The sequence below is a fragment of the Arenibacter latericius DSM 15913 genome, assembly GCF_000424985.1.
Classification (GTDB): domain Bacteria; phylum Bacteroidota; class Bacteroidia; order Flavobacteriales; family Flavobacteriaceae; genus Arenibacter; species Arenibacter latericius.
This window is the reverse complement of the sequence record NZ_AUKX01000031.1, coordinates 29,295-45,244: the sequence shown is the minus strand read 5'-3', so window position 1 is coordinate 45,244 and position 15,950 is coordinate 29,295. Positions and strand designations below refer to the sequence as shown.

Below are 15,950 nucleotides of genomic sequence, written 5' to 3'. Positions count from 1 at the left end.
AAAGCCCATAACCAAGCCTCGATATTATACCTAACGTTTAGGCGGTTGTTTTCTGTCTAGAAAATAAGTGAACTGCCAAGATACCTAGGGATAATATCCCTCCTAACACAGAAACCCCCGTCCACTTATAGTTTTCCCATACAAGTGCTCCTAAGGTAGTCCCCAAGGCTCCCCCGATAAAGAATGCAACCATATAAACGGTATTTACACGGTTTCTAGCTTCTGGATTTTTAGAAAAGATAATATGCTGATTAATGATATGCAAAGATTGCAATCCCAGGTCTATTAAAATCACCCCTATAATAAGTCCTACTAAAGAATAGGATGAGAACAGGAAAATGATCCATGAGAGGATAAGCAAAATACTAGAAAACAAAATAATCTTGTTGCTACTCACCCTATTACTCATTTTACCCACAACAGTTGCCGCTAAGGCACCTACAATTCCTAATAGACCAAAAATTCCTGTAACACCACTCCCATATCCAAAAGAATCTTCCATTAGAAAAACTAAGGTAGTCCAAAAAGCACTTAACCCTGCAAAGGCTAGGGCTCCTCTAATCGCTGCCAACCGTAAGGCGGGTTCTGTTTTAAAATAATACCAAAGCGACCTTATTAATTCCTTATAGGTTCCGTGATACTTAGGTGTTATTTTGGGTAATTTAAATTGAAGCAATATAAAAAGGACCAACATCATACCTGCAGCCACATAGTACATTACTCTCCATCCAAATTGCTCTCCTAGCAGGCCACTGATTACCCTACTTCCCAATATTCCTATTAAGAGTCCGCTCATAACAATTCCTATTGCGCGTCCCCTCCCCTCATCATCACTAAGTTGTGCTGCCATAGGCACAAACAATTGTGGCAATGAAGAACTTAAACCGATGAAAAAACTACTACTAATTAGTAAAAAAAGAGAAGAAGATATTGCACACGCTAATAGAGAAATAATCATTAATATAAAATTGTATAGTACAATTTTTTTATTGGACATCATATCTCCCAAAGGGTTAATAAAAAGTAATCCGGCTGCATAACCCAATTGTGTTGCTAGCGCCACGTTACTCACCGCAGATTCTGTGACTCCAAAAGATTCTGATATCAAATGTAGAAGCGGTTGGTTATAATAAAGATTAGCTACTATGAGTCCGGCTGATATACTCATCAGATACAAGGTAGCATTGGATAATTGGTTCTTCATTTATAGGAGAATTGTTTTTTTTTGCGTTAGGGATAGCAGTGAAAATCTCCCAGCCAACAGGATGGGAAATTGCAACGAATAGCCCGCCCGAACGCCCAAAATTAAAGAGCAAAATTAGAAAACAAAGGGATAATAACTATAAAAAGTGAAGTAATGAAAGCTGAAACTACCACAAAGTCTAAAAAGTTGAAACTTTCTATTAAAAAATTAATTATGGGATTGGGAATATAATCACCATTTCTTTGAGGAATCGTTTGAATACTAAGAATTAAAAGATAGGGTACTAACAGTAGTAATTCGATATGTTTAGGGCTAGCAAGTAATAAGGGGAACTAAAAAATAAATAATAATTCTAATAAAGCATCGGAGCATATTAATCTCAGATATAGGCAAATTTAAAAGGCCCCTGATTTCAATATCAGAGGCCTTTTAAATATTTAATTACTTTCTTGCTCTTCCAACTCTTCTAAAGCCCCTTCCGTCTCTGTTTCGACTTCAGATTCGGTTTCGGTTTCGGTTTTTGCAATGGCATTAAATTTTTCTAATTGTTCCTCTTCACCCGTAAAGTATGGAAACACATCCAATATAGGGGATTCAGTTATCGCAGGGATAGAATACTCTCCCATTGTCCCTTTCATAGCGGTTACGGTATTATCGTACGCCTCTTTTACGTCATTAGCTTGCACTAGCATATATAAATTAGTCTTCCGTTCTTTGCCACTTTCTTCATCAAAAGCGATAAGAGAAACTTTTGATTTAAACCAACGATCGGAATTTTCATAAGGATGGACTTCTGAAAAGTTTGCAACCTTAATATTAGTAATTAGAAATTCCTCACTGGTATAGGCCGCCATTTCTTCATTAATTCTCGTTTCTGCCTCCGTATAGGAAATAGCATCTAAGAGGTAGGTCTCCGTAGTTACTTTTTGTTCTCCTGTCTCGTGTGTTTTTCTGTATTTTACTTTGCACTCGTACCAAGTTACACTCATAATTATATTTTTAGGATGCCAAATATATATTTAATAAAAAGGATAGTAAATAAATCTCAGAATAGATATCCACAATCTATTTCCTCTTTATAATTACAACAACACATTAAGAAGCTTAAAGAGTTATCTATAAACAACTTACCCCCTAAAAAACAATTAGCGACAGGTTTGTGTTGAGCTTTTTTTAATCTAATAATGTTTATTCTAAATTTAATCATCATCTAATTTGAATTATTCAAGTAGATAGCCTTTGGACCAAAAAAAATTCTAGTGAAAACTTTTAAAGGGTTGGCCTTATAAGGATATAACTAAAAATTAAACATACATCTTTGCCTAACATCCGTTTTAATTATATTTTAGTTACATTTAAAACCAAGGAAAATATCTTTAATTACTTACCAATAGTTCTCATTAAATTAGCTTTTAGAATGAAAAATAACAAGATACATTTAATGCTCGCAGATGACGATGAGGACGATCGGATGTTTTTCCAAGATGCCTTAGAAGAACTATCATTATCCTTCTCATTAAAAACGATGAACAATGGGGTGGAGTTAATGAGGTATCTTGAGCATAACTTATCTAATCTACCACAAATGCTTTTCCTCGATTTAAATATGCCCCTTAAAACGGGGGTTGAGTGTTTAACAGAAATAAAGCAAAGTGAAAAGTTAAAAAAATTGCCAGTAGTTATCTATTCTACCTCATACAATCCAAAGGTGATTGATATGCTTTATGGCAATGGTGCTCATTATTATATTCGTAAACCCACGGATTATTCTCAACTTAAAATGGTAATTAAAAAAGCTATTTCTTTACTAACTTCAAGCAATGGTTTACAGCCTAAGAAGGAAACCTTCCTTATCCAACCCGAAAATTAACTCAATATGACTACAACTCCAAAAGCGGATGATTTTCCATTCCTCAATGGCGGAGGAGAAATGGGCGAACTTATAAGAAAAATAGCCTGGAATAAGACTACTCTGGGCGATATAACAGATTGGCCTACCAGTTTAAAAACTACACTTGGCATGATTTTACACTCGGCATTTCCCATGTGTTATTTTTGGGGGGCAGAGCATATTTGTTTTTATAATGATGCTTTTAGGAAAAACTTAGAAGGAGAAGATTATAATCCAGTAATTGGAAAAAAAGGTAGCGAAGCATGGCCTAATATGTGGGAGTTCTTAGACCCAGTAATTAATGAGGTCATCACTAGTGCTAAGCCCGTCTCTAGATATGATGAGGTATTGTCATTTAATAAAAGTAAAACCGCTCAAAACAGATATTGGACCTACTGCTGCAGTGCTGCCTTCAACGACATTGGGCAGATTAACGGAACCCTAATTACATTTACGGAGACTACAGATAATGTAATGGCTAAAAATGAACTGCAGGAGAGTGAACGTATGTTACGTTCTATGATAAGGCAAGCTCCTGTTTCTATAGCTATATTTAGAGGGCAGGAACACATTACAGAAATAGCAAATGCCAAGACACTGGCATTATGGGGAAGAACTGCAGAAGAAGTAGAAAACAAACCCGTATTTGATGTTTTACACGAACTAAAAACACAAGGAATAAAGGAAATTCTAGATCAGGTTTATAAAACTGGTGAAATTTTTTCTGCATCAGAATTCCAAGTGAAGCTATTAAGAAACGAACAATTAGAAACCATTTACCTCAGCTTTAGTTTTGAACCTTTATTAAACGCTAACGGAGCTATTGATGGTGTATTAGCACTAGGTGTAGAAGTTACCGATCATGTTGTTTCGCGCAAAGTAATTGAGGAAAGTGAGGCTAAATATAGAACACTTGTTAACGGTTTACCAGTAGCACTATATACTTGCGATGCCGAAGGGTATATTCAACTTTTTAATGAGGCAGCCGTAAAATTATGGGGGCACACACCAACTATTGGAAAAGATTTATGGTGTGGATCATGGAAAATTTATTCTATGGATGGTAATCCAGTTAAATCGGAAGACCTCCCTATGTCTAAAGCCTTAAAGGGAGAAAAAACAAAAAATCCAATATTAATAGTTGAAAGACCAAATGGTAGTAGACGTCATTTTATTCCACATCCAAAACCAATATACGGTAATGATGGTCAAATTACAGGAGCGATAAATACATTAATTGATATTACTGAGCAAATTAAAGGTCAAGAAAAAATAAAAGAAAATGCTATTCGTTTAGCTGCAATAGCAGATAATATACCAAATATGGCCTGGATGTCTCGTGCGGATGGATATGTATATTGGTATAATAAAAAATGGCAAGATTATACGGGAACCACCTTGGAAGAATTAGAAGGATGGAAATGGGATAAGGTAATTCACCCAAATGACTTACCAGAAGTGATGGCGAAATGGAACCGTTCTTTAAAAAAAGGAAAGCAATTTGAAATGGTGTTTTCTATTAAAGGTGCCGATAATAGCTATAGGCAATTTTTAACACGCGTTTTACCGGTATATAATGAGTTAGGTGAAATTTCGAAATGGTTTGGAAGTAATACAGATATTACAAAACACGTAGAAGCTCAAAAAAAACTGGAGGAAAATGAGCAAAAATTTAGGTTACTTGCTGATTCTATGCCACAGTTTATTTGGATTACGGATCCAGAAGGAAACATAACTTATTATAACCAATCTGTTTATAACTTTTCGGGACTAAGTAAAAAGCAGTTGCATGGAGAAGGATGGCTTCAAATGATACATCCAGATGATAAGGAGTTAAATATAAAAAAATGGAAAGAAGCTATACAATCAGGGAACGATTTTTTACTAGAGCATCGTTTTCGTCGTAATGACGGAGAATATCGTTGGCAATTAAGTAGAGCAAAACCTCAACTTAATGAAAAAGGAGAAATACGAATGTGGGTAGGTACTAGTACAGACATCCAGGACCAAAAAATGTTCACTAACCAGTTAGAAAAACAGGTTAAAGAACGTACCACAGAATTATTAAAGTTAAACGAGTCTTTAATAGAAAGTGAACAACGCTATCATCTAATGGTAGAAAAAGTACAAGACTACGCTATTTTATATCTAAACAAGGACGGAATTGTAGAGAACTGGAATGTTGGAGCAGAGAAGATTAAAGGATATAAAGCAGAAGAGTTTATTGGTAAAAATTTTTCAAATTTTTACACGGAAGAAGATCAAAAAAACGGAGTTCCTCAAAAATTATTACAACAGGCTTTAGATAAAGGTCAAGCTACACATGAAGGTTGGCGCGTAAGAAAAGACAAGTCCTTGTTTTGGGCAAGTGTTGTTATTACTGCAGTTTATGGGACTAATAATGAATTGGTAGGATTCTCTAAAGTTACTCGCGATAGAACGGCAAAAAAAGCGGCAGATGATGCTTTAAAAGAGAAAAAAATAGAACTACTACAAAAGAATAAAGAGCTTGTGAAAATGAACAAAGAGCTACAATCTTTTGCATATATCTCTAGTCACGACCTGCAAGAGCCACTAAGGAAAATTCAGATTTTTGCTTCGCGTATAGCCGAAAAAGAAGGCGATGCCTTATCGGAGTACGGTTTAGATCTCTTTAATAGAATGCAATCATCTGCAGCACGTATGCAGACACTTATTGAAGATTTGCTTGCCTATTCCCGCACGCATAATCTGGAGGGAGACTTTAAGAAAGTAGCTTTAAAAAATCTTATTGAACAAGTAAAAGATGATTTAGCTGAAGAATTATTTAAGAAAGGTACCTCTGTAACTATTGAGACCAACAGTGAGTTAAATATAATTCCTTTCCAAATTAAACAACTATTTCAAAATTTATTTACCAACTCCTTAAAATTCTCTAAGGCAGAAGAACCTTTACGTATCCATATAAGCACTACCAAGGTTAAGGGGAGCACCTTGGCAAATGAAAATCTACTTGAGAGTCAGACTTATTGTTGCATTTCCGTATCCGATAACGGAATTGGATTTGACCAACAGTATAGTGATAAGATATTTGAACTTTTTCAACGATTACATGGGAAGACCGAATATCCAGGAACGGGGATAGGCCTAGCCATAATAAAAAAGATAGTAGAAAACCATAATGGGACTATAGAGGCAGTTGGGGAATTGGGCGTTGGTGCTACCTTTAAAATTTATCTTCCTACTGAAGAATAATGAAGTATAACGGTAATACGCCCTTTCCCATTGGGGGTCTTCCTTAAATTGAGAACAACTATTAAAAAACGTTTTTATAATTAATTTATGCTACACCTATTCTATTAGTTGCAGTACAATAGGTGATTAGAATTTTGATAGTAATTAAAATTTATTTTTTTCAAAGTAAACTACCTCGGGGCAAGCCCACAAGGCATTAAAAGAAAAAAAAACGTATTGATTTCGAGGCCCGCCTGAAGGATTCGGGCAGGCCCGCCTGGAAGATTCGGGCAAGACAGCCTCGGAGCAACTTGCCTGACGGCAGTCAGGTTTATATCTCGATTATCGAGTAAAAAAGAATCCTAATATAATTAGTTACTTCTTTTTTATTTGGGCATTATCCATTTCTTATAACAAAACTGAAGCTGGTAATAATTCAGAGATTTCTCACCTACCTTAATCTTTGGTTAGGTTTTAGGAAGTTCTTTCTATTAAATTATACTTCTATTGTCTCTTCTTGATATCTGTTAACATCTTATCTCTTAATTTAATGAGAGAATCACTTAAGCCCACTTTATAAGTATGTGGAAATTCGAAACGTTTATGCTCTTCAGATAATTGGGAGACTCTATGTTTTCTGTATTCAGAAATTTCACTCACCTCTTTTTTAGGAACTAGAACCTCACCATTTTCAAAAACTTTGGAAACTAGCAGCTCACTTTTTAATCCACTTACGTCAGATTTCTTATCGGAGTATTGTGGATGGTAAATGGTATCTATATCAGCTACGTTTTCCTCTGCCATCACTATGGCATCAGCGTACAACTTATCTTCTCCATTATAGTATCTTACAATTTTTTTCTTCCCTGGGAGAGTTAGTTTATAAACATCCTCCGACAGTTTAATGGTGGCCCTCTGGTTAACTTGACTCAGTTTATAAACACCATCCAAGGCTCCATCTTTTCTACCAGTAATGAGACTGGTACCAACGCCAAAACCATCGATTTGTGCCCCCTGATCTATAAGGCTCTTAATTATGTATTCATCCAACTGATTAGATGCTATAATCTTAACATAATTTAATTCGGCATCATCCAACATTTTTCTCGCTTTCTTGGATAAATAAGCCAAGTCCCCACTATCTAGCCTAATGGCCGAAAGTCGACTTCCTTTTCTCTCCATTTCCTTAGCAACAATAATAGCATTAGGTACGCCACTGTTCAGGGTATGGTAAGTGTCTACCAGCAACACGCAATCCTTTGGCCTAGTCTCTGCATAAACTTTAAAAGCTGTAAGTTCATCATCAAAACTTTGTATCCAAGAATGGGCTTGGGTCCCAGAAGATTCTAATCCGTACAAATAGGAACTAAGCACATTAGATGTACTATCTACTCCGCCAATCACCGCTGCTCTACTGCCATGGATTACTGCCCATCCTTGTGCTCTACGCATCCCAAATTCCATTACGCCCTTATCTCCTGCAGCATATCTTAATCGATTTGCTTTTGTAGCGATAAGCGATTGAAAATTGATTGTATTCAACAACAAGGTTTCTAAAAGTTGAGCTTCAATTATATTTCCTTCTACCGTAATCGTAGGCTCATTAGGAAAGACGACTTCTCCCTCCTGTGGGGCATGTAAAGTTCCTTTAAACTGAAAGTCTTTTAGGTAGTCTAAGAAATTACTTTGAAAACCTCTTTTATGTAAGAAATCAATAGCATCCGAATCAAACTTAAAGTCCCCTATTAATTCAAAAAGATCTTGTAATCCTGCAAAAATGGTAAATCCACCTCCAAAGGGATTTTTCCTGAAAAAATAATCGAAATTTACTCTATCTTCTCCTCTATCGGCCAAAAAATACCCCTCTGCCATGGATAGTTGATATTGATCGGTGTACAATCCTGAAAACTTGTTTGTTGAATTCATGCTATCAGTATTAAAATATTTGTTCAGTTAAAAGGCAATATAAGAACCTATCATAACGAATATAAGATATAATGCTTTTTAACCATTACATCGTGGAATGATTTTCACAAAGGCCACAACTAAGAGAAGGAATACTACTGTTTGGATAATTTGTAAAAATCAGCTAGCTCTTCTGTATTTATTTCTCCATCCGAACTCAAGAGAATTATAGCATTCTCCACCACTTTAAACAGCTGTTTTTCCCCGCTTCCTTTATGAAGTGTAATAGTGTTTCCATCTGCATTCCATTCAAATTTGCCATTTTCTTTAAATACAACATCTTCTTCACCCAAATATTCCTCTTCCAAAACATAGCTCCCATCTGCTTTCAGAGATATCCTAGTTTTTATTCCCTCACAGCTGGCACAAGGCAGCGTACCCATGTAAACTCCCTCCCAATCTAATGAGATCTGTGAAGTGTGCATATCGGGTGTAACATTTTTATCTGTAGTTTTTTCAACTTCAGGGGTGTCTTCTTGTTTTTTTGTATTGTTTTTACAAGACAAGACTAACAAACCTAACATAGCTAATGCTAAAACTGCTTTTTTCATTTTCCTATTAAATTTAGAGGCTAAACTATAAATAAACTATCTACTTTAAGCGGTAATTACCAATATAATTATTTCAAAATTTGTATTTCCACAAAAGTTACCATATCATGCGTATTCTAAAAATACATTAGAGTAATGTTCCATAAACTTGTGGCTATAGAGCCGTTAAATTTAACACCATCAGCAGAAGAAGAACTTCATAATTATGCAAAAGAAGTAGTACTTTATAGAGACATCCCTACTGACGATGAAGAAATGGCAACACGAATTGGCGATGCGGATTCAGTTTTATTAAGTTATACCTCCAATCTTGGCCCGGCCGCATTAGAAAAGTGTCCTAACGTTAAATATATTGGCATGTGCTGCTCCTTATATTCTCCAGAAAGTGCCAATGTAGATATCACATACGCCAATGCACGTGGAATTACCGTTACGGGAATTCGAGATTATGGTGATGAAGGGGTGGTTGAATATATCATTAGTGAGCTAGTCCGTTGCTTGCACGGTTTTGGCACCAAGCCCAACGGTGAGCCAGAACAACCTTGGGATGGAGTCCCTAGAGAAATTACTGGATTAAAAGTGGGAATTGTTGGCTTGGGAGCCTCCGGAGGAATGGTAGCAGACGCACTTCATTTTTTAGGTGCCGAAATCGCCTATTTCTCACGTAGTGAAAAACCAAAAGCACGAGCAAAAGGTTATCAATTTTTACCATTAAGAACCCTACTCACAGAGAGTGAAGTAGTTATCACCTGCCTCAATAAAAATACTGTCCTCTTGTACGAAGAGGAGTTTTCCCATCTGGGAAACCGAAAAATACTTTTTAATACCGGACTTTCCCCTGCTTGGGACGAAGCACCTTTTGAGAAATGGATAAATGAGGATAATCGACTATATGCCGATACCCTAGGGGCGCTAGGTAGCGAAAAATTCTTACACCATCCTCATGTTTATTGCATGCAAGTTTCTGTAGGGAGAACGAGACAGGCATTTGACCGATTAAGCAAAAAGGTATTGGAAAATATTAACTGTTATCTTAAAAAACTATAGGTGAAGTAATATTGCGCAAAGTATTCACAACGCTCCAACCAGCAATTTGCGAGGTTTTGCTATATACATCTATTACCGCATCAATTTGCTCACTTTTAACTTCTATACGATGTCTATCACCTACATAGCCTGGTGTAGATGTAATTGAAACTTTCATGTCATCTGGACCTACTGTAGCAAGCGAAGCAGCAACCGCCACATTCACTTTGGAAGGGAAAAGAGCAATAGCTTCTTTAGCGTTTCCTTTCATAACCGTTTTCTTTTCGGTTTGAAGGGATTCCGCGTAAACAGGGGTGTCCTTAAGGGAATTGGGGCTTTTTTCTGTAGTGAAACTTGCAGAACAACTTTCCATTAGAGAAATGGTACGCATTACATCAAAACCACCAATAGCACCAGAAACCAAATGCACCCGGGTATCGTTTTCACTGGCAACTTTCTTTACCTCTTCATAGTAATCTATATCGGCAAGGGCACCAATAGATAGTGTAACTATAGAAGATCCGTTTTTTAATGCCGGTATGGCGAACTCGCGAAAAGCATCTGGTGATGCCGCTTCAACAATATAGTCGGGTTTAAGGGCTAGTAACTCGTCGATTGTTTTACAGGCATTGCACAATTCTTGGGGTTGGGACTTGGAGATCATATCCACAAGTAGTTCTGCCTTTTCAAAGGTGCGAGAATAAGCACCAACGAGTTGGTAATGGGGCAATAATCCAGAATTAATAGCTTCTACAACAATATGGGCAAGTTTGCCACAGCCGACAATTGCAAGTGTTTTAGTTTTCATGCGGTCTAAGATATGCTGTTTTCATGCTTTTTACAACTTAGTTAATTTAATTTATATAAAGTATGGGGTTAAGATTAAATAAGACCTAAAGAGTCTAAAACGCTTCCCTATTGTAAGCTTAACACCCTTGTGACCTTATTTATTTCCTGCAAGCTCCTCAAAATTAAGTATACGATTACAGATTTTTTTCAATAAAGGTAACTCATGACTAATAACCAACACCCCAAGTTCTTGCTTCTCTACAAGGCTCAAAACAGTTTGCCATATCTGTGCTTGGGTAATGGCATCGAGCATAGTAGTCATCTCGTCTGCTACTAAATATTTTGTTTTTGGTGCAATCGCTCTAGCAAGACAAAATCGTTGTAATTCTCCTCCAGAAAGTTGTGATGGATAACGATGCATCCATTCTTTACTTATTCCCAACTTTTCTAAAAACTCATCACTATATTCTCCAGACTCTTCTAAAACTTGCCTCATCTTCCAACGCGGATTAATAGCTTTTTCTGGATGTTGTCCTATTAATTGTACTGGATTTCGACCATTTTGTGAATATACCTTTCCATCTACAGTTATAGATCCTTTATCCGGTTTAAGGTAACCTGATATAATGTTCGCAAAGGTCGTTTTACCAATACCACTTTGCCCATATAATCCAACCACTTCTTTTGGATTTATTATAAGGTCAATTTGGTGAAACAACCATCGGTCCGATTGGTATCTGAAACTTATATTGTTTACTTTAAGCATAGAAACACCTTGTTATTCCATTATTAATCTTAGCCGACTTAGGTTTATTTGTTTTACAAAACTCAGTAGCAATTGGGCAACGTTTCTCAAACACACAGCCTATTAGAACCTCATCGGATTCTGGATGATTACCTTTTAAGGGTTTAAAATTATTTTCCGGTAATGCTAACCATAAGGCTTTAGTATAGGGGTGTCTTAAACGCTCTCCTTTTCCCGAGAAATCCTCTTTATTTGCAATTTCCAATGTTTCTCCCGCATAAAAGACCGCTATTTTATCAGCAATTTTTAAAGCAGCATGTATATCGTGAGTTATAAACATAATACCTCTATTGCTTTTGCTGAGTTGTTTTATATTAGTTAGCGTTTCCTCCCAAGTTAGCTCATCTAAACCAGGAGTAGGTTCATCTGCAATTATTAATTCCGACTCACTTACCATTGCTGTTGCAATTAAGACCCTCCTTGCCATGCCTCCGGAGAGTTCATGAGGATATTTATCTCCTGTTTCTGGAGGTAAGCCTAATTTTATAAAAGCTTCTTCCTGAATTCTTTTTTTTGCTTTCTTATCAGGAATAACACTTTGTACCTGCTTACTGGTTTTCATTAGTGGGTCTAAGGCTTTTACAGATTGAGGAATAAGAGAAATCGACTTTCCACGGAGTTGCTGTTGCCTTTTGGTTGATAAATGCTCGCCATTAAATAACAGCCTTCCCATAATCTCTGCATTGTCCGGTAATATTCCCAATATGGAATCGGCAAGTAGACTCTTTCCAGAGCCACTGGACCCAACCACTGCCACTATTTCACCAGGATAAATAGTTAATTCAAAATCCCTTATTACCTGAATATAAGATTCCTTTAACCCTTCTTTATACTGTGGAAATAAAAGAGAAAGGTTTTTTACTTCCAACAGCGGAATTTGATTTTTTGTATTGGAAAATGATTTCTTATTCATATTAATATTTAACCTTTTTGGCCTTTAAATGGGTCAAAAACCTTTCGCAAATTACGACCCAAGCTATCAAATACCGCCACCATTAACAACAGCATTAAACCTGGAAACAGAGCCAACCACCACATTCCTGAGGACAAATACCCCATGGCTTCAGACAGGATAACCCCAATAGCTGGTTTATCGGAGGATAACCCAAATCCTAAAAAGGTAATACTAGCTTCGTGTAAAATGGCGTGTGGGAACGTTAATATAAACCCAATAATTAGTTGCGGAATTAAGTGTGGCAAAATATGATGACGCGCTATCCAATACCAAGATTTCCCCATATTTCGGGAGACAGTGATATATTCTGTATTTTTTATCTGCATTATTTCTGCGCGTAATAAACGTGCCAATCGCGGCCAATGTGTTAATGCCAAAGCTATAACAACCCCTTTTAGTCCGCCCCCCAACATAAAAGAGATTAAGATTAAGGTTACAATATGAGGCAATGCTAGGAATAAATCTATAAGTCCAGTTACCAGTGAATCCAAGGTTTTATTTAATACCAATAACAAACTCAGTAAAAGTGCAATAAGAGCACTTATAAAGGCGGCAAGTAATCCCACCCAAAAACTCAACGTTAAGCCCTTTACAGTTCGGACAAACATATCGCGTCCCAACCAATCCGTACCAAAGGGATGCTGCAAAGAAGGTGCATTATTTGCAGCCTCAAAATTAACTACTAAACCATCTGTCCCTATAAAAAATCCGCTTATAACTAACGCCAATAATATCAGGGCTCCAATGATTGAGGTGGCTAACGCTCGTTTTCGTCGATTATATTTTTCGGAGCGTTTCAGTGGTAGATATTTAGAGATTAATTCAGTCATGCGTCTGTTTAATTTTCATCCTTGGATCGATGACCACATACAGTAGGTCTGCCATAAAATTTCCTACAAAAATAAAGACAACGCTAAACAATGTAATTCCTAACAGAAGTGGTACATCTCCACCTAAGCCGGCTTTTACTATGGCCTGACCCAAACCCGGGTATGAAAACACTTGTTCTGTTAAGACGGCACCACCGAAAAGTTCTCCAAAAGATGCGAAATGTAAGGATATGGCTGGCAAGGAGATATTACGCAATCCGTGACGCCAAAATAACTTTATTCCCCTTTCTCCTTTTGCTTTTGCAAAGCGAATAAATTCACTATTGAGAACCTCTATTATTTTTTCCCTAGTATGTAACGCTATACTCGCTACACCACCAATACTCAAGGTAGCCACTGGCAAAACCAAGTGTTTAAGTTTATCTATAAGACTAACTTCACCCGCTAAACTACCTGCGGGTGATGCCAATCCTACTGGAAACCAATTTAACCAAGCAGCAAAAACCATTAGCAACAATAGGCCAAACCAAAAGGCAGGGGTAGATGCCATTATAAAGCTATAACTTTTTATAAAGCGATCCAGAATTGACCCTTCATTCATACCTGCTAGAATCCCTAGTAAAAAGCCAAAAACCCCAGATAAAAGCCATGAAATACCCATTAGGACAATTGAGGCAGAAAACCGCTCCAAAATGATCTCGGAAACAGGCTTACGGTATATTAAAGATTCTCCCAAATTCCCTTGAAACACCGCTTTTACCCACAGTAGATATTGCTCTGGCTTAGATCGGTTTAACCCCCAATATTCTTCAATGTTCTTTCGCTGTTCTGGGCTTATTCTTGAAATTTCAGCACCGATATAAGACTGAACAGGGTCTTCAGGAGAATTACTAACTAGTATAAATGATAAAAGACTGATAGCTATTAGTAAACTAGCTAATTTACCAGTTTTTCTCAGGATAAATTTAATCATCTATTGTTCTTTACTACGCTTTTTATTTACCTCCCAATGCCAGTTTTCTATAAAATCTGTAATAGGCCAATCATGTTCGTGAGGTTGCAATTTTTGTGGACCAATTATCAGATTTTCCCGCACGAGGAATAAATGATCTATATTAACTAGCCAAACCCATGGTGCATCTCCTTTATTGGAAAAACCTGTCTTGCCATCCCATTGTGCTTTTTTCCAATATGTATTTGCTTGCTCCTGTGAGGTGGCACTAAGCGCTTTTTCAAAATAGGCATCTACAACCTCGTTGGCATAGTAGTTGGAATTATTATAGCCTTGACCCTTAACTTTACTGCTATAAGCATTATATAACTCAAGAGGATCATGACTTCCCAAACCAAATAAAACTGCACTAGAATGAAGCTCTTTTTCTATGCCTTTCCAATTTTTACCTTTGACTGTTACTTTTATACCTAAAGGTCTTATCATGTCTGCAAATGCTATAGATAAGGATTGTCGCGTACGATCATTTGAGGGGTATAAAAGTGTGAATTCTGCTTTAACTCCATTCTTCTCACGAATCCCATTTTTATTTTCTTGCCAACCTGAATCCTCTAGAATCTCTTTTGCTTTTTCTAAATCTCCGCCATTTTTAATTTCAGACTCCGGATTCCACCAAGGCAAATGGTCTGCTATTGAATAAGCTGGCGTTCCATATCCTTTTAAAATTCCGTTGACCAAAGCCTCTCGATCAACCCCAATATTCATAGCCTTCCTGATTGCTATATCCGAAGTAACATTATTCCCTATTGCACGGCCATTAACTGTTTTCCCTTCGTTTGGAACAAAAGGAAGTACCACTCCCCTATTATCTACACTTTTTAAGGATAATAACTTCATTCCTTCTACTTTTTCCTCAGCCAATGAAGGGGTTACCGACACCATATCTACCTGCCCAGCTTTTGCCGCGGCGAAAGCGGCGTCTTGAGATAAAAATAAAAATATTAACTTCTTAAAATATGGTTTTTTACCATAGTAATATGGATTGTCTTTTAAAATCAATTGCTGCCCTCTATCCCATTGAACTAAAATATATGGACCTGAACCTACTGGATTTTCATTATAAGAATTATCATAAGCATGTTCAGGAACCAGACCTAAACTAGTTAAATGATGTATAAAAGTAGAATTACGACTGTTTAATGTAAAAACCACTGTATAGCTATCAATGGCTTCAACCTCACTTAAATTAGTAAGGTCTACTATAGAAGCACTATTTTTAGCAGTTTTAAAAGTAAAAACTACATCATTAGCCGTAAGGGGTTCTCCATCAGAGAACTTAATATCGTCCCGTAATTGCACAGTCCATTTTAGTCCATCTTCACTTACCTTATAATCAACCGCTGCATCATTAACAATATTAAAATCCTGATCATACTTTAATAATGTACTTTGGAAAAGAGGAGATGCGTATTGCCCCCATCCGGTAGTGGGGTCAAACCCATTATCTGGTTCCCCTCCAATTGCTAAAATCAGTTGGTCTTTCTGCCCTTCTTTCCTATCACCTTTATTTTTATCCTGATTTACACAAGAAATTAGCAACACAGTTAACAAAAAACAAAAAGGGGGAATTAGTTTTCTCATCATCATTATAATTCACAAGAAATGGAAAAAAATAAATACTTAGTTAATAACCTTATTTGGACCCGTTGTAAAGTCCTCTGAATTTAAAATAAACCCAATACATATTAAACATCGAATAGTGTAAAAAT

13 protein-coding genes are annotated in these 15,950 nt (G+C 36.7%); 3 read left to right on the top strand and 10 right to left on the bottom strand.

Annotated elements, in window-relative coordinates; translation table 11 throughout:
* Positions 1–37: 37 nt before the first annotated feature.
* A complete protein-coding gene (locus tag H344_RS0110440) occupies positions 38–1,204 on the bottom strand; it encodes an MFS transporter (RefSeq protein ID WP_026810274.1) in 1,167 nt (388 codons plus the stop codon).
* Between the two features lie 437 nt (positions 1,205–1,641).
* Entirely contained in the window at positions 1,642–2,193 is a 552-nt protein-coding gene (locus H344_RS0110435) for a DUF4494 domain-containing protein (RefSeq protein WP_026810273.1), read from the bottom strand.
* A 428-nt stretch (positions 2,194–2,621) separates the two neighbouring features.
* On the opposite strand from H344_RS0110435, the gene H344_RS0110430 reads away from it, so the two are divergent.
* Complete coding sequence (locus H344_RS0110430) at positions 2,622–3,074, top strand: response regulator (RefSeq protein ID WP_026810272.1); 453 nt, start codon at positions 2,622–2,624, stop codon at positions 3,072–3,074.
* A gap of 6 nt (positions 3,075–3,080) precedes the next feature.
* On the top strand, positions 3,081–6,329 hold the full coding sequence (locus H344_RS21040) for a PAS domain-containing sensor histidine kinase (protein ID WP_051254257.1): 3,249 nt from the start codon (positions 3,081–3,083) through the stop codon (positions 6,327–6,329).
* A gap of 483 nt (positions 6,330–6,812) precedes the next feature.
* On the opposite strand, the gene H344_RS0110420 is transcribed toward H344_RS21040, so the two are convergent.
* Complete coding sequence (locus tag H344_RS0110420; protein WP_026810271.1) at positions 6,813–8,234, bottom strand: nicotinate phosphoribosyltransferase; 1,422 nt, start codon at positions 8,232–8,234, stop codon at positions 6,813–6,815.
* A gap of 134 nt (positions 8,235–8,368) precedes the next feature.
* A complete protein-coding gene (locus H344_RS0110415) occupies positions 8,369–8,824 on the bottom strand; it encodes a copper resistance protein NlpE (RefSeq protein ID WP_026810270.1) in 456 nt (151 codons plus the stop codon).
* A gap of 135 nt (positions 8,825–8,959) precedes the next feature.
* Between H344_RS0110415 and H344_RS0110410 the strand changes: the two genes are divergently transcribed.
* Positions 8,960–9,871 carry an NAD(P)-dependent oxidoreductase gene (locus H344_RS0110410; protein ID WP_026810269.1) on the top strand — a complete coding sequence of 304 codons (912 nt, stop codon included), beginning with the start codon at positions 8,960–8,962 and terminating at the stop codon, positions 9,869–9,871.
* On the opposite strand, the gene H344_RS0110405 is transcribed toward H344_RS0110410, so the two are convergent.
* From H344_RS0110405 to H344_RS0110380, 6 genes are all read right to left on the bottom strand, one after another.
* Positions 9,858–10,658, bottom strand: coding sequence for an aspartate dehydrogenase domain-containing protein (locus H344_RS0110405; RefSeq protein ID WP_026810268.1), 801 nt, complete (start codon positions 10,656–10,658; stop codon positions 9,858–9,860). The two genes, H344_RS0110410 and H344_RS0110405, sit on opposite strands and share 14 nt — an antisense overlap.
* Positions 10,659–10,793: 135 nt before the next feature.
* On the bottom strand, positions 10,794–11,405 hold the full coding sequence (locus H344_RS0110400; protein ID WP_026810267.1) for an ABC transporter ATP-binding protein: 612 nt from the start codon (positions 11,403–11,405) through the stop codon (positions 10,794–10,796).
* Positions 11,398–12,357: an oligopeptide/dipeptide ABC transporter ATP-binding protein gene (locus H344_RS0110395; RefSeq protein WP_051254256.1), complete on the bottom strand. Its 960-nt coding sequence runs from the start codon at positions 12,355–12,357 to the stop codon at positions 11,398–11,400. The genes H344_RS0110400 and H344_RS0110395 overlap by 8 nt, the downstream gene beginning before the upstream one ends.
* A gap of 8 nt (positions 12,358–12,365) precedes the next feature.
* Positions 12,366–13,229: an ABC transporter permease gene (locus H344_RS0110390; protein ID WP_026810265.1), complete on the bottom strand. Its 864-nt coding sequence runs from the start codon at positions 13,227–13,229 to the stop codon at positions 12,366–12,368.
* Entirely contained in the window at positions 13,222–14,202 is a 981-nt protein-coding gene (locus tag H344_RS0110385) for an ABC transporter permease (protein WP_026810264.1), read from the bottom strand. Before H344_RS0110385 ends, H344_RS0110390 begins: the two co-directional genes overlap by 8 nt.
* Positions 14,203–15,783, bottom strand: a complete 1,581-nt coding sequence (locus H344_RS0110380) for an ABC transporter substrate-binding protein (protein ID WP_205667154.1) — start codon at positions 15,781–15,783, stop codon at positions 14,203–14,205.
* Positions 15,784–15,950 lie beyond the last annotated feature (167 nt).